Origin of the sequence: Pseudomonas sp. ADAK18, from assembly GCF_012935695.1 — a bacterium.
Classification (GTDB): Bacteria; Pseudomonadota; Gammaproteobacteria; order Pseudomonadales; family Pseudomonadaceae; genus Aquipseudomonas.
In genome coordinates this window covers 520425-539106 of record NZ_CP052859.1, presented here as the reverse complement: position 1 = coordinate 539106, position 18682 = coordinate 520425, and the positions used below count along the sequence as shown (strand labels likewise).

The following is an 18682-nucleotide window of genomic DNA, read 5'->3' as shown; positions in this document are numbered from 1 at the left end:
TCCTGACCCCTTATACGGCCATCAGGTCCTTTTCTTTGTCTTCCGTGGCCTTGGTGATCTGGGCCTCGGCGTCTTTGGTCAACTTATCGATATCAGCGACGGCACGGCGCTCCTCGTCTTCGCTGATTTCCTTGTCCTTGACCAACTTCTTCAGGTCACCCAAGGCATCGCGACGAATGTTGCGCACGGCAACACGAGCGTCTTCAGCTGCACTACGCGCCTGCTTGGTGAAGCCCTTACGGGTTTCTTCGGTCAGGGCAGGCATGGAAATCAACAGCAACTCGCCCAGGTTGGTCGGGTTGAGGTTCAGGCCAGCACTCTGGATCGCCTTGTCGACGGCGCCGAGCATGTTGCGCTCAAAGGCCACGACTTGCAGGGTGCGAGAATCTTTTACTGTAATGTTGGCTACTTGAGTGATGGAAGTGTCCGCACCGTAGTACGGCACCATCACGCTACCCAGAATGCTTGGGTGAGCCTTACCGGTACGAATCTGACCAAAAGCATGGTTCAGAGAGTCCAGGGATTTCTGCATGCGCTCTTGAGCGTCTTTCTTGATTTCGTTGATCATTGTTCGACTTCCTCGATCAGAGTCCCTTCCGCGCCGCCGTGTACGATATTCAGCAGGGCGCCGGGCTTGTTCATGTTAAATACACGCAGCGGCATCTTGTGGTCGCGGCACAGGCAAATAGCCGTCAGGTCCATAACACCCAGCTTGCGATCCAGCACTTCATCGTAGGTCAGATGATCGAACTTCTCGGCATGCGGGTCTTTGAACGGGTCAGCAGTGTAAACGCCGTCAACCTTGGTCGCTTTAAGCACCACGTCCGCATTGATTTCAATGCCACGCAGGCAGGCTGCCGAGTCAGTGGTGAAGAACGGGTTGCCGGTACCGGCAGCAAAAATCACCACTTCCTTGGCGTCCAAGTGACGCATGGCTTTGCGGCGGTCATAGTGATCGGTTACACCCACCATGGAAATAGCCGACATCACGATCGCCGTGATATTGGCCCGCTCCAGGGCGTCGCGCATGGCCAGGGCATTCATCACAGTGGCCAGCATGCCCATGTGGTCGCCAGTGACCCGATCCATGCCGGCCGCGCTGAGCGCCGCACCGCGGAACAGGTTGCCGCCGCCGATCACTAGGCCGACCTGAACACCGATGCCGACCAGTTGGCCGACTTCCAGCGCCATGCGGTCGAGTACCTTGGGATCGATCCCGAACTCTTCCGAGCCCATCAGGGCCTCGCCGCTAAGCTTGAGTAGAATGCGTTTATAGCGAGCCTGATAACCACTGCCCTGCTGAGCCATTGCGAATCTCTCCTGCGGCGTATTTTTAAAAATTCTTGGCAAGCCGTTTACGGCCTGCGTTCACTCTAGCTGGACGCTACCACAGCGCCATCGGAACACGGCTTTGTAAGCCAGTTCCAAAGGGAAACCAAATAAAATTGATCATCCCATTTGAAAAGAGGCTGCGCGCGTGAGCGGGCAGCCTCTTTTGGGCGACAGTTAAAACCGTCTTATTGCTTGGCGGCAGCCAGCTGGGCAGCAACTTCTTCAGCGAAGTTGTCGACCGGCTTCTCGATGCCATCGCCTACTTTGAAGTAGGTGAAGGAAACGATTTCAGCACCGGCTTTCTTGGCCAGTTCGCCAACCTTGATTTCAGGGTTCTTGACGAACGCCTGCTCAACCAGGCTCGCTTCAGCCAGGAACTTGCTGATACGGCCTTTGATCATGTTTTCAACGATGTTTTCCGGCTTGCCGGCGATCTTGTCAGCGTTAAGGCTCAGGAACACAGCCTTCTCGCGCTCGACCGCTTCAGCGGACACTTCCGATGGCAGTAGGAATTCAGGGTTGCTGGCCGCTACGTGCATAGCGATGTCTTTGGCCAGCTCAACGCTGCCGCCTTTAAGGGCAACCACAACGCCAATCTTGTTACCGTGCAGGTAACCACCAACAACATCACCTTCAACGCGAGCCAGGCGACGGATGTTGACGTTTTCGCCAACCTTGCCGACCAGTACCAGGCGAGCAGCTTCTTGAGCTTCGATCAGCGGAGCGACGTCAGTCAGCTTGTCGGCGAACGCTTTTTCAACGCTTGCAGCAACAAATGCCTTGAAGTCGTCCTGCAGAGCCAGGAAGTCAGTCTGCGAGTTCACTTCCAGCAGAACGGCGGTTTTACCGTCTTCCTTCAGGGCGATGGCGCCTTCAGCAGCTACGTTGCCTGCTTTCTTGGCAGCCTTGATGGCGCCCGAAGCACGCATGTCATCAATGGCTTTTTCGATGTCGCCGCCGGCCTTGGTCAAGGCCTTTTTGCAATCCATCATGCCTTCGCCAGTACGCTCACGCAGTTCTTTGACCAACGCTGCAGTAATCTCTGCCATTTCAAAATCCTCTTGGATAGGTTTTCAACCATTCCACCCGATCAAACGGGCGATCAATTCTTCCCGAATCACCCTTGTAGGCCGCTGCACGTTACAGTCGCAATGTTGCGCTGCCACAAGTGAGCACCGACAAATGGTTTTCGAGGTGGCAAAAAGGGGGCCAAGCCCCCTTTTTGCTTACTGAGTCAACGCCAAGGCGTCAATTACTCAGCTGCTGCTACCGGAGCTTCTTCAACGAACTGCTCGGTGCCGCCAGCAACGTGGTTGCGGCCACGGATTACAGCGTCAGCCATCGAACCCATGTACAGCTGGATAGCGCGGATTGCGTCATCGTTGCCTGGGATGATGTAGTCAACACCGTCCGGGCTGCTGTTGGTATCGACTACGCCGATAACCGGGATGCCCAGCTTGTTGGCTTCGGTGATCGCGATGCGCTCGTGATCAACGTCGATAACGAACAGTGCGTCAGGCAGACCGCCCATGTCCTTGATACCACCCAGGGAACGATCCAGCTTTTCCAGGTCGCGAGTGCGCATCAGCGCCTCTTTCTTGGTCAGCTTGGCGAAAGTACCATCTTCGGCTTGCACTTCAAGGTCACGCAGACGCTTGATGGAAGCACGGATGGTTTTGAAGTTGGTCAGCATGCCGCCCAACCAGCGGTGATCGACGTACGGCGAACCGCAACGTGCTGCTTCTTCAGCAACGATCTTGCCAGCGGAACGCTTGGTGCCGACGAACAGAATCTTGTTTTTGCCTTGGGCCAGACGCTCTACGAAAGTCAGAGCTTCGTTGAACATTGGCAGGGTTTTTTCAAGGTTGATGATGTGGATCTTGTTACGCGCGCCGAAAATGTACTTACCCATTTTCGGATTCCAGTAACGGGTTTGGTGACCGAAGTGCACACCGGCCTTCAGCATATCGCGCATGTTGACTTGGGACATGATAGTTCCTTAATAAGTCGGGTTTGGCCTCCACGTATCCCAATGACCAACCAGCGGCATCAAGCCTCCGGCACCCAGGTCATCGTGTCGACACGTGTGTGGATTTAAGCTTTGCGGGGTATCCCCGGAAAGCGGCGCATTTTATACCACACGAAGGGCAAAAACGAAACCCGCAATCGCATTTGCCGACAACCGCTTTTGCGCAAGCCTTTGAATAGAGCCAGAATGCCCTCATCTTAATAGATAGAAGCGATAGCCAGACGCTCATGGTTTGCCCCCTGCGTCTGTTAGAATCGCGTTTTTGGGCTTGTGCGAATTCAGCAACCTTTTGTCGCACACCCGTAAACCGTATTGATTTCAGCGCGTCGCGCTAGAGAGAGCCTGTATGACCGTCACCCTCAAAACCGCCGAAGACATCGCTGGCATGCGCGTTGCCGGCAAACTGGCTGCCGACGTGCTGGAAATGATTGCCGAACACGTCAAACCCGGCGTTACCACCGAAGAACTGGACCGCATCTGCCACGACTATATTGTCGACGTGCAGAAGGCCATCCCCGCGCCGCTGAACTACAAAGGCTTCCCCAAGTCGATCTGCACCTCGATCAACCATGTGGTCTGCCACGGGATTCCTGGCGACAAGCCGTTGAAAGACGGCGACACCCTGAACATCGACGTCACCGTGATCAAGGACGGCTACCACGGCGACACCAGCCGCATGTTCCACGTCGGCACCGTACCCGTATGGGCCGAGCGTCTGTCGCAGATCACCCAGGAATGCATGTACAAGGCCATCGAGATCGTCAAACCCGGCTGCCGCTTGGGTGATATCGGTGAAGTGATCCAGAAGCACGCCGAAAAGAACGGTTTCTCGGTGGTTCGCGAGTTCTGCGGCCACGGCATCGGCAAGGTGTTCCACGAAGAGCCGCAGATCCTGCACTACGGCCGCGCCGGCACTGGTATGGAGCTCAAGGCGGGCATGACCTTCACCATCGAGCCAATGATCAACCAGGGTAAGGCCGACACCAAGGTGCTGGGCGACGGCTGGACCGCCATCACCAAAGACCGCAAGCTCTCGGCCCAGTGGGAACATACCCTGCTGGTGACCGACACCGGTTACGAGATCTTCACCTTGCGCGCTGACGACACGATTCCTCGCGTTTCGGCCTGATTGTTGCGTCGGTTTTCGCCCAAAGCGTGTGACCTACTAGATAGAAAGGAAAGCCGATCGATGCCCCAGGTGGATCCCGAACTCTTCGACCGTGGCCAGTTCCAGGCGGAACTGGCACTGAAGGCAAGCCCCATCGCCGCCTTCAAGAAGGCCATCCGCCAGGCCCGGGAAGTACTCGATGAGCGCTTTCGCAGTGGCCGGGACATCCGTCGGCTGATCGAGGACCGCGCCTGGTTCGTCGATAACATCCTGCAAAAGGCCTGGGAACAGTTCAACTGGAGTGAAGACGCCGACATCGCCCTGGTGGCGGTTGGCGGCTACGGGCGCGGCGAACTGCACCCCTACTCCGACATCGACCTGCTGATCCTGCTGGACAGCGCCGATCATGAAATTTTTCGCGATTCCATCGAGCGTTTTCTAACGCTGTTGTGGGACATCGGCCTGGAAGTCGGCCAAAGCGTACGTTCGGTGGACGAATGCGCCGAAGAGGCTCGCGCCGACCTGACCGTCGTCACCAACCTGATGGAAAGCCGCACCATCTGTGGCCCCGAGCGCCTGCGCCAGCGCATGCTGGAAGTCACCAGCACTGTCCACATGTGGCCGAGCAAGGATTTCTTCCTGGCCAAGCGCGCCGAACAGAAGGCCCGGCACCACAAGTACAACGACACCGAGTACAACCTGGAACCCAATGTCAAAGGTTCTCCTGGCGGGCTGCGGGACATCCAGACGATTTTGTGGGTCGCGCGGCGCCAATACGGCACCCTGAACCTGCGAGCCCTGGCCGGCGAAGGCTTCCTGGTAGAGAGTGAAAACGCCCTGCTGGCTTCATCCCAGGAGTTCCTGTGGAAGGTGCGCTACGCCCTGCACATGCTCGCCGGACGCTCCGAAGACCGCCTGCTGTTCGACCACCAGCGCTCTATCGCGACACTGCTGGGGTTCGAAGGCGAAGACGCCAAAACCAGTATCGAAAGCTTCATGCAGCAGTACTACCGGGTGGTCATGAGCATTGCCCAGCTCAGCGACCTGATCATCCAACACTTCGAAGAAGTGATCCTGGCTCCGGAAGACGAAACGCCGCCGCCGCCGATCAACTCGCGCTTCCAACTGCACGACGGCTATATCGAAGCACGCAACGACAACGTGTTCAGCCGCACGCCGTTCGCCATGCTGGAGATCTTCGTGCTGATGGCCCAGCAGCCGGAGATCAAGGGCGTACGCGCCGACACCATTCGTCTACTGCGGGAAAACCGGCACCTGATCGATGACGATTTCCGCAACGACATCCGCAACACCAGCCTGTTTATCGAGCTGTTCAAGTGCAAGATCGGCATCCATCGCAACCTGCGACGGATGAACCGTTACGGCATTCTCGGGCGTTATTTACCGGAATTCGGCTTTATCGTCGGGCAAATGCAGCACGACCTGTTCCACATCTACACGGTGGATGCCCACACCCTGAACCTGATCAAACATCTGCGTAAGTTGCAGTACACCCAGGTGTCAGAGAAGTTCCCGCTGGCCAGCAAGCTCATGGCACGCCTGCCCAAGCCTGAACTGATCTACCTCGCCGGCCTGTACCACGACATCGGCAAGGGCCGTCACGGCGATCACTCGGAAATTGGCGCCGTAGACGCCGAAGCGTTCTGCCAACGTCATCAGTTGCCCGTATGGGACAGCCGCCTGATTGTCTGGCTGGTGCAAAACCACTTGGTGATGTCCACCACCGCCCAGCGCAAGGACTTGTCCGACCCGCAGGTGATCCACGATTTCGCGCAGATCGTCGGCGACGAAACCCGTCTCGACTACCTGTACGTGCTGACCGTCTCCGACATCAACGCCACTAACCCAACGTTGTGGAACTCCTGGCGCGCCAGCCTGTTGCGCCAGCTCTACACCGAAACCAAACGTGCCTTGCGTCGCGGCCTGGAGAACCCGGTGGACCGCGAAGAACAGATCCGACGCACCCAAAGCGCGGCCCTGGACATCCTGGTACGCGGCGGCAACGACCCGGACGACGTCGAGCAGCTCTGGTCACAGCTGGGTGACGACTACTTCCTGCGCCACACCGCTGGTGACGTGGCCTGGCACAGCGACGCAATTCTGCAGCAGCCAGCCGACGGCGGACCACTGGTGCTGATCAAGGAGACCACCCAGCGTGAGTTCGAAGGAGGTACGCAAATTTTCATCTATGCGCCAGACCAGCACGACTTCTTCGCCGTGACCGTGGCGGCCATGGACCAGCTCAACCTGAACATTCACGACGCCCGGGTTATCACGTCCAGCAGCCAGTTCACCCTCGACACCTACATCGTGCTCGACACGGAAGGCGAGTCCATTGGTGACAATCCGGCCCGCGTGAAGAAGATCCGCGAAGGCCTGACCGAAGCCCTGCGTAACCCCGACGACTACCCGACCATTATCCAGCGCCGGGTTCCCCGCCAGCTCAAGCACTTTGCCTTTGCGCCCCAGGTGACCATTCACAACGACGCACAGCGCCCAGTGACCGTGCTGGAGCTCAGCGCGCCGGACCGACCCGGACTGCTGGCGCGGATCGGTACGATCTTCCTGGAGTTCGACCTGTCGCTGCAGAACGCCAAGATTGCGACCTTGGGCGAACGAGTAGAAGACGTATTCTTTATCACCGACGCTGACAACCAGCCGCTTTCCGACCCTGAACTGTGCCGCCGCTTGCAGGATGCAATCGTCCAGCAACTGAGCGTCAGCCATGAGCCCGGGGTTGAATTGTCGCGACTGAGTATTTGAATCAACCCCCTATCCCCGGCCCGGACTCATGTGGGAGCCGGGCTTGCCCGCGATGCAGGCGACGCGGGGTGTCAGGTACACCGCGTTGATACCATCGCAGGCAAGCCAGCTCCCACACAAGCTGCTCCCATATTGAACGAGATTTTCCATGAACAACGCCCTGAACCAGCTGCAGCCCTACCCGTTCGAGAAATTGCGCGCCCTGCTGGGCAGTGTCACGCCGAACCCGGACAAGCGCCCAATCGCGCTGTCCATCGGCGAACCCAAGCACAAATCCCCGGATTTCGTCGCCCAGGCCCTGGCCAACAATCTGGACCAAATGGCAGTGTACCCGACCACTCTGGGCATTCCCGCGTTGCGCGAGGCCATTGGTGCATGGTGCGAACGCCGCTTCAACGTACCCAAGGGCTGGCTGGACCCGGCGCGCAATATCCTGCCGGTCAATGGCACCCGTGAAGCGCTGTTTGCCTTCACCCAGACCGTGGTTAACCGTGGCGATGACGCGTTGGTCATCAGCCCGAACCCGTTCTATCAGATCTACGAAGGTGCGGCGTTCCTCGCAGGGGCCAAACCGCACTACCTGCCGTGCCTGGATGAAAACGGCTTCAACCCGGATTTCGACGCGGTTTCGGCCGATGTCTGGAAGCGCTGCCAGATCCTGTTCCTGTGCTCCCCGGGCAACCCGACCGGTGCACTGATTCCCGTCGACGTACTGAAAAATCTGATCGCCCTGGCCGACGAACATGACTTCGTGATCGCCGCTGACGAGTGCTACAGCGAGCTGTACTTCGACGAGCAGGCTCCACCGCCAGGCCTGCTCAGCGCCTGCGTTGAGCTGGGTCGCCAAGACTTCAAGCGTTGCGTGGTGTTCCACAGCCTCTCCAAGCGCTCCAACCTGCCGGGCCTGCGCTCGGGGTTTGTGGCGGGTGATGCCGAGATCCTCAAGGCCTTCCTGCTGTACCGCACCTACCACGGCTGCGCGATGCCGGTACAAACCCAATTGGCGAGTATTGCCGCCTGGCAGGACGAGGCCCATGTACAGGCCAACCGTGACCTGTACCGGGAAAAATTCGACGCCGTGCTGGCGATTCTCAAGCCGGTACTGGATGTGCAAAACCCGGATGGCGGTTTCTATCTGTGGCCGAATGTCGAAGGCGACGACGCAGCATTCTGTCGGGACTTGTTCGTGGAAGAGCATGTGACCGTGGTGCCAGGCTCGTATCTGTCCCGGGAAGTGGACGGTTTCAATCCTGGCGCCGGTCGTGTGCGCATGGCGCTGGTTGCGCCGCTGGCCGAGTGTGTTGAAGCCGCTGAGCGGATTCGCGACTTTATCCAGCGCCGCCGCTAAGCCGATCGCGGGTCACTTCACGTGACCCAGGTTTGCCTCACTCATATCCAGATCCGCCAACACTTCCCGCAGCACGTCATCGCCAATCTGGTGATGGCGGCTCAGGCTATACAGTTCCAGGCGCTGCGCCCGCAGAGCCTTGAGCCGTAACTTGCGCTCCAGTTGATCCATCTGGAACGCCAATGCCTGGGCCTCGGCCGAGTCGTTGAAAACCTCCAACTGATGACGATACTCCGACATGATCCGCGCCTTGAGCTCCGCAGACAAAGCGGCCTGGGCCGCATCCTGAGGCGCGGTATCGGCAGGTTCTTCGACCTCGAGCGCATGAATCGCCGCTTCGGCCGTTTTCTTCCAGGCGTCTCGCACCTCTCCACGACGCTTGTTGTCCGGGCTCTTTTCAATACCCCGCAGCAACAGCGGCAAGGCGATGCAGGCGGCGACCAGCGACAGCAGAATCACCCCGGCGGCAATGAAGATCAGCAGGTCGCGCTCCGGGAAGTCCTCGCCAGGGCTTAACAGCAGCGGCACTGACATCACACCCGCCAGAGTCACAGCCCCGCGCACACCGCCCACGGTCAGCAACCAGCAGGATCGGGCCGTCGGCACCAGCGTCAGCGCACCTTTGCCCCTCAGCCGCCGCAGCAAGCCTGACAAGCGCCAAATGCTTTGCACCCAGATAAACCGCAAGACCACCAGCACCAGGAAGATCGCGACCACCTCCAGGCAGCGATACATCAAGGTCGGCCACAGCGTGGCCTCGTGACTGGTCACCGCCTTGATAATGTCCGGCAACTGCAAACCCAGCAGCAGGAAAATCAGGCCATTGAAGGCAAACTCCAACAGCGACCAGACACTGCGATTGAGCAGGCGAGTGCTAGTCTGGCGCGGCAGCAGGTCCAGCCAGCTTTGCATCATCCCCGCCGCGACCGCCGACAGGATGCCCGAAGCACCGAGGCGCTCAGCCAGCACGTAAGCGGCAAATGGCAGCAGCAACATGAACACCACGTGGGTGGCAGGGTCATCCCAGCCCCGGGCAATCATCCAGGCCCGCAGGCGGCCCACCAGCCAACTCAAGGCCACACCGACAGCCAGGCCACCCACCGCCACCAACACGAAGGTCAGGCTGGCATTCGCCAGGGAGAACACCCCAGTCACCGCCGCCACCAGGGCAAACTTGAACGTCACCAGGCCCGATGCATCGTTCATCAAAGCCTCGCCCTGAAGCATATGCATCAAAGGCGTCGGCAGACGGTTCTGGGAAATCGCTGACACCGCCACCGCATCCGTCGGCGACAACACCGCCGCCAAGGCGAAGGCCACGGGCAGTGGAATAGACGGCAATAGCCAGTGGATGAAGTAACCGGCGCCCACGACAGTGAACAACACCAGCCCCACGGCCAGGGTCAGGATCGGCCCGCGCAGGCTCCATAGCTCGCGCTTGGGCATACGCCAGCCGTCGGAGAACAGCAGCGGGGGCAGAAACAAGAAAAGAAACAATTCCGGGTCCAACGCCACATGCAGGCCCAAGGTCGGCCAGGCCAGCAAGGCTCCGGCGGCGATCTGCACCAGTGGCAGCGGCAAAGGAATGACACGCCCCACAAGGCGCGAAACGCTGACCAACATCAGCAGGATTAGAACGGTGTAAGCGGTTTGCATAACGCGGGATTCCCAGACAATCGACTTGCAATAACACACATCAGGCAACAACTCGCCGTTGAAGTGCCATATTAGCCGCCTATGCTGCCCTCTGGCCGTTGCACAAAAGTCGCACCCGTTAACGCCATAGGGTGACGAGCGGCACCGAATCCTTCCGGTCGTGGCATAATCCGTGGTCTTTCATTTTCAGCAACCCAAAGGGGGGCAATTCCTTGACCGCTTCAAGCAAAACGTTGCACCTTTTCGGCATCAAAGCCTGCGACACCATGAAAAAGGCGCGCACCTGGCTCGATGAACACGCTGTCAGCTATGAGTTTCATGACTACAAAACGGCCGGTATCGACCGCGAACACTTGACCCAATGGTGCAATGAGCACGGTTGGCAGGTGGTTTTGAACCGTGCGGGCACCACCTTTCGCAAACTCGAAGACGAACGCAAAGCCGATCTCGACCAGGCGAAAGCAATTGAATTGATGCTCGCACAACCCTCGATGATCAAGCGCCCGGTGCTCGATCTCGGTGACAGAACCCTGATTGGCTTCAAGCCAGATAGTTATTCGGCGGCCCTCAAGTAGGCCAGCCCACTCCATTTTTGTAGAGGTAACATCATGTCCAATTCCCTGTTCAGCCTGGGCTTCGGCGTCGGCACTCAGAACCGCCAAGGTGCTTGGCTGGAAGTGTTTTACGCACAGCCCCTGCTCAATCCATCGGCTGAAATCGTCGCGGCCATCGCACCGATCCTCGGTTACAGCGAAGGCAATCAAGCGATCACCTTCACCGTCGCCCAGGCTTCGCAGCTGGCTGACGCACTCAAAGGCGTCGACGCAACCCAGGCCGCCCTGCTCACCCGCCTGGCGGAAAGCCACAAGCCGCTGGTTGCCACGCTGCTGGCCGAAGACGCCGCGCTGACGTCCACCCCTGAGGCCTACCTCAAGCTGCATGTGCTGTCCCATCGTCTGGTCAAGCCGCATGGCCTGAGCCTGGCCGGTGTGTTCCCGCAACTGCCGAACGTGGCCTGGACCAGCCAGGGCGCCATCGACATCGCCGAACTGGCCGAACGCCAGCTGGAAGCCCGCCTGCGTGGCGAGCTGCTGGAAGTATTCTCGGTAGACAAGTTCCCTAAAATGACCGATTACGTCGTGCCCAGCGGCGTGCGTATCGCTGACGCTGCTCGTATCCGCCTGGGCGCCTACGTCGGCGAAGGCACCACCGTGATGCACGAAGGTTTCGTCAACTTCAACGCCGGGACCGAAGGCCCGGGCATGATCGAAGGCCGTGTATCGGCTGGCGTGTTCGTCGGCAAGGGCTCGGACCTGGGCGGCGGTTGCTCCACCATGGGCACCCTGTCGGGCGGCGGCAACATCGTGATCAAGGTCGGCGAAGGCTGCCTGATCGGCGCCAACGCCGGTATCGGTATCCCATTGGGCGACCGCAATACCGTGGAATCCGGCCTGTACGTGACCGCCGGGACCAAGGTAAAGCTGCTCGACGAGCAGAACCAACTGGTCAAAGTGGTCAAGGCTCGCGAGCTGGCAGGCCAACCTGACCTGTTGTTCCGCCGTAACTCCGAGACCGGTGCAGTGGAATGCAAAACCCACAAATCGGCCATCGAGCTGAACGCAGCGCTGCACGCTCACAACTAAGCAGCAACTCGATGCCACTAGCGGGCTGCATCTTTGCGGTGTAGCTCGCTTATACGAGTCTTGATCATCATGCTTGTGCCCTCTCCCTGGCGCGCCGATTTTCCGGCCATCGCCACCCTGCAACGGCAAGACCAGACCTATCTGGACAACGCCGCCACCACGCAAAAACCTCAAGCCCTGCTGGACGCGATCAGTCATTACTACGCCAATGGCGCAGCCAATGTGCACCGCGCCCAGCATTTGCCAGGCGCCCATGCGACCCAGGCCTTTGAGGACAGCCGCAACAAAGTGGCGCAGTGGCTCAATGTCGGCGGCGACGGGCAGATCATCTTCACCCACGGCGCGACTTGTGCGCTGAACCTCTTGGCCTATGGCCTCGAGCACCTTTTCAAGCCGGGCGATGAGATTGTCATCAGCGCCCTGGAACACCACGCCAACCTGCTGCCCTGGCAGCAACTGGCCAAACGTCGGGAGCTTGAGCTGGTGGTGTTGCCGCTCGACAACGACGGTCTGATCGACCTGGAAGCAGCTGCCCGCTTGATCGGCCCACGCACCCGCCTGCTGGCAGTGAGCCAACTGTCCAATGTGCTCGGCGCCTGGCAGCCGTTGCCGCAGTTATTGACGCTGGCCAAGGTTCACGACGCCATGACGGTGATCGACGGCGCTCAAGGCATCGTCCACGGTCGTCATGACGTACAGGCTCTGGGCTGCGACTTCTATGTATTTTCCAGCCACAAACTCTACGGCCCGGACGGCGTCGGTGTGCTTTACGGCCGTACCGAAGCGCTGCATCACCTGCGTCATTGGCAGTTTGGCGGCGAGATGGTGCAACAGGCCGACTATCACAGTGCCAGCTTCCGTCCCGCACCTCTGGGTTTCGAAGCGGGAACACCGCCGATTGCCGGCGTGATTGGCCTGGGGGCGACCCTGGACTACCTGACCTCACTGGATCAGCACGCGGTGATGGCTCACGAAGCCGCGCTGCACGCCTATCTGCTGCGAGGCTTGAAAGCGCGCAATGGCGTACGGCTGCTGGGCTCACCGCAAGTGGCCTTGGCCAGTTTTGTGGTGGACGGCGTGCATAACGCCGACCTCGCCCACCTGCTGACCGAACAAGGGATTGCCGTGCGCGCAGGCCATCATTGCGCGATGCCGTTGCTCAAGCACATGGGGTTATCGGGGGCGATCCGGGTGTCCCTGGCGCTGTACAACGACTCCGATGACTTGGAGCGTTTTTTTGAAGCATTGGACCAGGCCTTGGACATGCTGCGATGAACCTGCCGACGGATGCAGTGGTAGCGCTGGAAGCCTTTCAGGCAGTCGTCAGTTGGGAGCAACGTGCCCGCATGCTGATGCAATGGGGCGAGCGGCTACCGGCCTTGGCGGACGAGGATAAGGTCGACGCTAATCTGGTGCAGGGCTGTGAGAGCCTGGTGTGGCTGGTGGGGCGTTTGCAGCAGGGGCATTGGCAGTTTGCTGCCAGCAGTGATGCACGGCTGATTCGTGGGCTGGTGGCGCTGTTGCTGACGCGGGTTAATGGCTTATCTGCTGCTGAGTTGCAGGCGGTTGATTTGCCCGACTGGTTCAATCAACTGGGGCTTTCCCGCCAGTTGTCGCCGTCGCGCAGTAACGGCCTCAATGCAGTCTTGCAGCGCATGCGGGATCTGAGCCGCACACAAATCTAAATGTGGGAGATTCTATGGTTGAGGGGCAACCCTCAACCAACCTTCGGTTGGTATTCGCTTTGTCCTTTCAGCAAGGCGAATACCACTCGAGCAAGCTTACGGGCCAGCATTACCAGTACCTGTGTGGTGCTATAACCCCGCGCCCGTTGCGCTTGATAAAACTCCTTCCATGCAGCCGTTCGACTCGCTGCCATTGCGGCGTTGTGCAACAGACGCCGAGCCTCTGAGTCGCCACGCTTGCTCAAGCTGCGACGATTATCTTTTTGTCCTGACTTAGAAACGCGTAAATCCATGCCCAAGAAAGCGATAAACGCATCCGCATTTCTAAAATCACCTCGTTGGAAGGTAGTAACCAAGCGGGCTCCAGTCAAAAAGCCGATACCTTCAACTTTCAAACAACGCTTTAGCTGATCCGAGAGTCCAGCTTCTTTCAGGCGATCACCGATCATCTTTTCGATCAGGCCCTCTAGCTTTTGCATCGACTTCACTTGCTCAGCAAAAGAGGCCTTCAGCAACGGCTCATTCGCCCAGCTTTGAGTCAGACTGACACGTGCTTGAACCAGGGCCGCCCGGCGACGGAAAAGGCTCAAAAGCTGGCGATACAGAGGAGATGGCGGCGTCCAGGGGCGAAGCTCCTCGGCTTCGTTTTTCAGATAGCGTGCGAGCAACTTGGCATCCAGAGCATCGGTTTTAGCCCGGACATTCACACCTTTACGATAATGGCTGAGTTCATAACCACCCACCATGTAGATCATGCAGTCGGCCTCATAGGCCAGATCAGCGAACTCCAAGTGATAGATGTTAGTAGCTTCAATCGCGACCGCCACGGCGCCCGGTAGGGCCTTCAGCCATTTTTTAATAGCGGTTTGTTGTTCGGGATCACTTCCAGCAAATCGAGCTCGGCGTGGTAAATCACCAGCTCATTTTTAGCGACATCGACGCCAGCGATCGGCTTTGAGACGGGAACTGGCATTGCCATGGGACTTACTCCGGGCTAAGGTTTTGAGCACTTGAAGGGCTCACCCAGAGGCGCAGGCTTGTTCCTATCGTCGGTCATAGCCAGATGCATTCTTTATCGGCGCTTGGGTGAAAGGAGGAGGGGCGAAATCTCCCACGGTCTGTACTGCGCCAACAGTCAGAATCGGGCTTTGTCCCTTCTCCTCCCTTCAAGTCCTAGCATACAAGCGGGCTTGCTCGCGAAGGCGGTGGGTCAGCCAAACATCTGGTGACTGACACTACGTATTCGCGAGCAAGCCCGCTCCCACACAAGCCCGCTCCCACATTTGGATCTTTGCAAGGTGCTGAAATCTAGGTGGGTTTGACCCGCTCCGACGGCCGGCGCACCCCAGCCACAATCTTATCCACCGCCTTGGTGGCCGCCACCATGCCAAACGTCGCCGTCACCATCATGACCGCGCCAAACCCGCCCGCGCAGTCCAGCTTCACGCCATCACCGACAAAACTCTTCTGCAAACAGATGCTGCCGTCCGGCTTCGGATAACGCAGTTGCTCGGTGGAGAACACGCAGGGCACGCTGTAATGCCGAGTCACGGTACGCGAGAACCCATAATCACGACGCAAGGTAGAGCGCACTTTGGACGCCAGCGGATCATTGAACGTGCGGTTCAAATCACACACCTGAATCAGCGTCGGATCAATCTGCCCACCCGCACCGCCAGTGGTGATGATCTGGATCTTTCGCCGCTTGCACCAGGCAATCAGCGCCGCCTTGGCGTTGACGCTGTCGATGCAGTCGATCACGCAATCAATGTCGGGGGTGATGTACTCAGCCATGGTGTCGCGAGTGACGAAATCCGCCACCGCATGCACGGTGCAGTCCGGATTGATACCTTTGAGGCGCTCAGCCATGACGTCGACCTTGGCCTTGCCCACGGTGCTGTCCAGCGCGTGCAATTGGCGGTTGCTGTTACTGACGCAGACATCGTCCAGGTCAAACAGCGAAATCTCGCCCACGCCACAACGGGCAATGGCTTCCGCCGCCCAGGAGCCGACACCGCCGACGCCGACGATCGCCACGTGGGCCGCCTTCAAGCGGTCCAGGCCTTCAATGCCATACAAGCGGGCGACACCAGCAAACCGCGGATCTTCTGTACTCATGACCATTACCCCAAAAACCGGCGCGCATTATAGGGCGTTGCCGCGACAAGTTCGAAGCTTCCAGCTACAAGTTAAGAACTTAGATGGACTTTCGCTGCCCAATGTCCGGTTTTTCTCGGCTTGCTGTACGGTCAGTGAAAGGCCAGTGTAGGATGCGCGCCGTTCGGCGCAAGCCGACACCTCTTTTCGTTCCACACCCTTTGGAACCCGAAATCGCCATGTCATCGCGTAAATTTGGACTTAACCTGGTGGTCGTGCTGGCAATTGCCGCGCTGTTCACCGGCTTCTGGGCGCTGATCAACCGCCCGGTCACTACCCCTAACTGGCCTGAGCAGATCTCCGGTTTTTCCTACTCGCCGTTCCAGCAAGGCCAGTTCCCGCAGAAAGACCAGTACCCGACCGACGACCAGATGCGCCAGGATCTTGCGATCATGAGCAAGCTGACGGACAACATCCGTACCTACTCGGTCGACGGCACCCTGGGGGATATCCCCAAGCTGGCGGAAGAGTTCGGCCTGCGGGTGACCCTGGGGATCTGGATCAGCCCGGACCTGGAACGCAACGAGCGCGAGATCCAGCGTGCCATCGAGATCGCCAACAGCTCCCGCAGCGTAGTACGGGTAGTGGTGGGCAACGAAGCCCTGTTCCGCGAAGAAATCACTCCTGAAGCGCTGATCGTGTTGCTGGATCGAGTGCGCGCCGCCGTCAAGGTGCCGGTGACCACCTCCGAGCAATGGCACATCTGGGAAAAGAACCCGCAACTGGCCAAGCACGTCGACCTGATCGCCGCCCACATCCTGCCGTTCTGGGAATTTATCCCGATGGATAAGGCTGGCCAGTACGTACTCGACCGTGCCAGGGACCTGAAGAAATTGTTCCCGAAAAAGCCGCTACTGCTGTCGGAAGTTGGCTGGCCGAGTAACGGACGTATGCGCGGTGGCAATGAAACGTCGCCGGCAGACCAGGCGATTTACCTGCGTACGCTGGTGAATAAACTGAACCGCCAAGGCTACAACTACTTTGTGATCGAGGCCTTCGACCAGCCTTGGAAAGTCAGTGACGAAGGTTCCGCCGGCGCCTATTGGGGCGTTTACAACGCCGCACGCCAACAGAAATTCAATTTTGATGGCCCGGTCGTCGCGATCCCGCAATGGCGGGTACTGGCGATCGGCTCGGTCGTGTTGGCGCTGCTGTCCCTGACGTTGCTGATGATCGACGGTTCGGCCTTGCGCCAGCGTGGACGGACCTTCCTGACCTTTATCGCCTTCCTCTGCGGATCGGTACTGGTGTGGATCGGCTACGACTACAGCCAGCAATACAGCACCTGGTTCAGTTTGACAGTGGGTTTCCTGCTGGCGCTCGGCGCTCTGGGCGTGTTTATCGTGTTGCTGACCGAGGCCCACGAACTGGCGGAAGCGGTCTGGACTCACAAGCGCCGGCGTGAATTCCTGCCGGTTGAAGGTGATTCGGACTACCGCCCGAAAGTCTCGATCCACGTGCCCTGCTACAACGAGCCACCAGAGATGGTCAAACAGACCCTAGACGCCTTGGCCGCCCTCGACTATCCGGACTACGAAGTCCTGATCATCGACAACAACACCAAGGACCCGGCCGTCTGGGAGCCCGTGCGCGACTACTGCGAAACCCTGGGCCCGCGCTTCAAGTTCTTCCACGTATCGCCCCTGGCTGGTTTCAAGGGCGGGGCATTGAACTACTTGATCCCGCATACCGCCAAGGATGCCGAAGTCATCGCGGTGATCGACTCTGATTACTGTGTTTCGCCGAACTGGCTCAAGCACATGGTGCCGCACTTCGCCGACCCGAAAATCGCCGTGGTGCAATCGCCACAGGATTATCGCGACCAGAACGAAAGCACCTTCAAGAAGCTCTGCTACGCGGAATACAAAGGCTTCTTCCATATCGGCATGGTCACCCGTAACGACCGCGACGCGATCATCCAGCACGGCACCATGACCATGACCCGTCGCTCGGTGCTTGAAGAGCTGGGCTGGGCTGACTGGTGTATCTGTGAAGATGCCGAATTGGGCCTGCGCGTATTCGAGAAAGGCCTGTCGGCAGCGTATTACCACGACAGCTACGGCAAGGGCCTGATGCCCGATACCTTTATCGACTTCAAGAAACAGCGTTTCCGCTGGGCCTACGGGGCGATTCAGATCATCAAGCGGCACACCGCCAGCCTGCTGCGCGGTAAGGGCACCGAACTGACCCGTGGCCAGCGCTACCACTTCCTCGCGGGCTGGTTGCCGTGGGTGGCGGATGGCATGAACATCTTCTTCACCGTGGGCGCCCTGTTGTGGTCGGCGGCGATGATTATCGTGCCGACGCGGGTTGACCCGCCGCTGCTGATTTTCGCGATCCCGCCGTTGGCGCTGTTCGTGTTCAAAGTCGGCAAGATCATCTTCCTCTACCGTCGCACGGTGGGTGTGAACCTCAAAGATGCGTTCTGCGCGGCGCTGGCCGGGCTGGCGTTGTCCCACACCATCGCCAAAGCGGTGCTGTATGGTTTCTTCACCACCAGCATTCCGTTCTTTCGTACGCCGAAAAACGCGGATAACCACGGCTTCTGGGTCGCGATTTCCGAAGCACGGGAAGAAATGTTCATCATGCTTCTGTTGTGGGGCGCGGCGCTGGGGATTTACCTGGTGCAAGGCCTGCCAAGCAATGACATACGCTTCTGGGTGGTGATGCTGCTGGTGCAATCGCTGCCGTACGTAGCGGCATTGATCATGGCGTTCCTGTCGTCGCTGCCGAAACCTTCGGCACCGGAGCCGGAACCCGCTCCAGTGGGCTAAAAACCTGCGCAATGCACTAAACGGCGGCCTCTGGCCGCCGTTTTGCTATAAGATAACGGCCATTTTGTGAGACTTGGCCCAGGCCAATGCTTTGTGTGGGAGCGGGCTTGCTCGCGAATGCGCCGGGTCAGCCAATGCATCGTTGACTGACACTCCGTATTCGCGA

The 18682-nt window shown here is 58.9% G+C and carries 14 protein-coding genes and 1 pseudogene; 8 read left to right on the top strand and 7 right to left on the bottom strand.

Annotated elements, in window-relative coordinates; all coding sequences use genetic code 11:
* Positions 1 to 10: 10 nt before the first annotated feature.
* The 4 genes from frr to rpsB all read right to left on the bottom strand — a co-directional run bounded on the left by frr (position 11) and on the right by rpsB (position 3322).
* Complete coding sequence (frr, locus tag HKK55_RS02400; protein WP_010176756.1) at positions 11 to 568, bottom strand: ribosome recycling factor; 558 nt, start codon at positions 566 to 568, stop codon at positions 11 to 13.
* Positions 565 to 1308, bottom strand: coding sequence for a UMP kinase (gene pyrH, locus HKK55_RS02395; RefSeq protein ID WP_155581617.1), 744 nt, complete (start codon positions 1306 to 1308; stop codon positions 565 to 567). The genes frr and pyrH overlap by 4 nt, the downstream gene beginning before the upstream one ends.
* 209 nt (positions 1309 to 1517) lie before the next feature.
* A complete protein-coding gene (gene tsf / locus HKK55_RS02390) occupies positions 1518 to 2381 on the bottom strand; it encodes a translation elongation factor Ts (RefSeq protein WP_169353195.1) in 864 nt (287 codons plus the stop codon).
* A gap of 203 nt (positions 2382 to 2584) precedes the next feature.
* Entirely contained in the window at positions 2585 to 3322 is a 738-nt protein-coding gene (gene rpsB / locus HKK55_RS02385) for a 30S ribosomal protein S2 (RefSeq protein ID WP_048719953.1), read from the bottom strand.
* Positions 3323 to 3707: 385 nt separating this feature from the next.
* Here rpsB and map point away from each other — a divergent pair, with 385 nt between their 5' ends.
* The 3 genes from map to dapC all read left to right on the top strand — a co-directional run bounded on the left by map (position 3708) and on the right by dapC (position 8601).
* Positions 3708 to 4490, top strand: a complete 783-nt coding sequence (map, locus tag HKK55_RS02380; RefSeq protein WP_155581619.1) for a type I methionyl aminopeptidase — start codon at positions 3708 to 3710, stop codon at positions 4488 to 4490.
* 60 nt (positions 4491 to 4550) lie between these two features.
* Positions 4551 to 7253 carry a [protein-PII] uridylyltransferase gene (locus HKK55_RS02375; RefSeq protein ID WP_169353194.1) on the top strand — a complete coding sequence of 901 codons (2703 nt, stop codon included), beginning with the start codon at positions 4551 to 4553 and terminating at the stop codon, positions 7251 to 7253.
* 148 nt (positions 7254 to 7401) lie between these two features.
* Positions 7402 to 8601 carry a succinyldiaminopimelate transaminase gene (dapC, locus tag HKK55_RS02370; RefSeq protein WP_169353193.1) on the top strand — a complete coding sequence of 400 codons (1200 nt, stop codon included), beginning with the start codon at positions 7402 to 7404 and terminating at the stop codon, positions 8599 to 8601.
* Positions 8602 to 8613: 12 nt separating this feature from the next.
* Here dapC and HKK55_RS02365 read toward each other — a convergent pair whose 3' ends face one another.
* A complete protein-coding gene (locus HKK55_RS02365) occupies positions 8614 to 10257 on the bottom strand; it encodes a Na+/H+ antiporter (protein WP_169353192.1) in 1644 nt (547 codons plus the stop codon).
* A gap of 212 nt (positions 10258 to 10469) precedes the next feature.
* On the opposite strand from HKK55_RS02365, the gene HKK55_RS02360 reads away from it, so the two are divergent.
* The 4 genes from HKK55_RS02360 (at position 10470) to HKK55_RS02345 (ending at position 13585) form a co-directional block, all read left to right on the top strand.
* Positions 10470 to 10832, top strand: a complete 363-nt coding sequence (locus HKK55_RS02360; RefSeq protein ID WP_155581625.1) for an ArsC family reductase — start codon at positions 10470 to 10472, stop codon at positions 10830 to 10832.
* A 33-nt stretch (positions 10833 to 10865) separates the two neighbouring features.
* Positions 10866 to 11900: a 2,3,4,5-tetrahydropyridine-2,6-dicarboxylate N-succinyltransferase gene (dapD, locus tag HKK55_RS02355; protein WP_169353191.1), complete on the top strand. Its 1035-nt coding sequence runs from the start codon at positions 10866 to 10868 to the stop codon at positions 11898 to 11900.
* A 69-nt stretch (positions 11901 to 11969) separates the two neighbouring features.
* Positions 11970 to 13175, top strand: coding sequence for an aminotransferase class V-fold PLP-dependent enzyme (locus HKK55_RS02350; RefSeq protein ID WP_169353190.1), 1206 nt, complete (start codon positions 11970 to 11972; stop codon positions 13173 to 13175).
* A complete protein-coding gene (locus tag HKK55_RS02345) occupies positions 13172 to 13585 on the top strand; it encodes a SufE family protein (RefSeq protein WP_169353189.1) in 414 nt (137 codons plus the stop codon). The genes HKK55_RS02350 and HKK55_RS02345 overlap by 4 nt, the downstream gene beginning before the upstream one ends.
* A 32-nt stretch (positions 13586 to 13617) precedes the next feature.
* Here the strand turns inward: HKK55_RS02345 and HKK55_RS02340 are convergent.
* Positions 13618 to 14564, bottom strand: a pseudogene (locus HKK55_RS02340) (IS110 family transposase).
* A 329-nt stretch (positions 14565 to 14893) separates the two neighbouring features.
* A complete protein-coding gene (gene tcdA, locus HKK55_RS02335; RefSeq protein ID WP_169353188.1) occupies positions 14894 to 15703 on the bottom strand; it encodes a tRNA cyclic N6-threonylcarbamoyladenosine(37) synthase TcdA in 810 nt (269 codons plus the stop codon).
* A gap of 218 nt (positions 15704 to 15921) precedes the next feature.
* Here tcdA and HKK55_RS02330 point away from each other — a divergent pair, with 218 nt between their 5' ends.
* Positions 15922 to 18516: a glycosyltransferase gene (locus HKK55_RS02330; protein ID WP_169353187.1), complete on the top strand. Its 2595-nt coding sequence runs from the start codon at positions 15922 to 15924 to the stop codon at positions 18514 to 18516.
* The last annotated feature ends 166 nt before the right edge of the window (positions 18517 to 18682 follow it).

What these genes read in the sequence shown, in the direction of transcription:
- dapC (WP_169353193.1), top strand. Translation starts at nt 7,402, where the DNA reads ATGAACAACGCCCTGAACCAGCTGCAGCCCTACCCGTTCGAGAAATTG.
- HKK55_RS02365 (WP_169353192.1), bottom strand. Translation starts at nt 10,257, where the DNA reads ATGCAAACCGCTTACACCGTTCTAATCCTGCTGATGTTGGTCAGCGTT.
- frr (WP_010176756.1), bottom strand. Translation starts at nt 568, where the DNA reads ATGATCAACGAAATCAAGAAAGACGCTCAAGAGCGCATGCAGAAATCC.
- HKK55_RS02375 (WP_169353194.1), top strand. Translation starts at nt 4,551, where the DNA reads ATGCCCCAGGTGGATCCCGAACTCTTCGACCGTGGCCAGTTCCAGGCG.
- tsf (WP_169353195.1), bottom strand. Translation starts at nt 2,381, where the DNA reads ATGGCAGAGATTACTGCAGCGTTGGTCAAAGAACTGCGTGAGCGTACT.
- tcdA (WP_169353188.1), bottom strand. Translation starts at nt 15,703, where the DNA reads ATGAGTACAGAAGATCCGCGGTTTGCTGGTGTCGCCCGCTTGTATGGC.
- HKK55_RS02350 (WP_169353190.1), top strand. Translation starts at nt 11,970, where the DNA reads ATGCTTGTGCCCTCTCCCTGGCGCGCCGATTTTCCGGCCATCGCCACC.
- HKK55_RS02330 (WP_169353187.1), top strand. Translation starts at nt 15,922, where the DNA reads ATGTCATCGCGTAAATTTGGACTTAACCTGGTGGTCGTGCTGGCAATT.
- pyrH (WP_155581617.1), bottom strand. Translation starts at nt 1,308, where the DNA reads ATGGCTCAGCAGGGCAGTGGTTATCAGGCTCGCTATAAACGCATTCTA.
- dapD (WP_169353191.1), top strand. Translation starts at nt 10,866, where the DNA reads ATGTCCAATTCCCTGTTCAGCCTGGGCTTCGGCGTCGGCACTCAGAAC.
- map (WP_155581619.1), top strand. Translation starts at nt 3,708, where the DNA reads ATGACCGTCACCCTCAAAACCGCCGAAGACATCGCTGGCATGCGCGTT.
- rpsB (WP_048719953.1), bottom strand. Translation starts at nt 3,322, where the DNA reads ATGTCCCAAGTCAACATGCGCGATATGCTGAAGGCCGGTGTGCACTTC.
- HKK55_RS02345 (WP_169353189.1), top strand. Translation starts at nt 13,172, where the DNA reads ATGAACCTGCCGACGGATGCAGTGGTAGCGCTGGAAGCCTTTCAGGCA.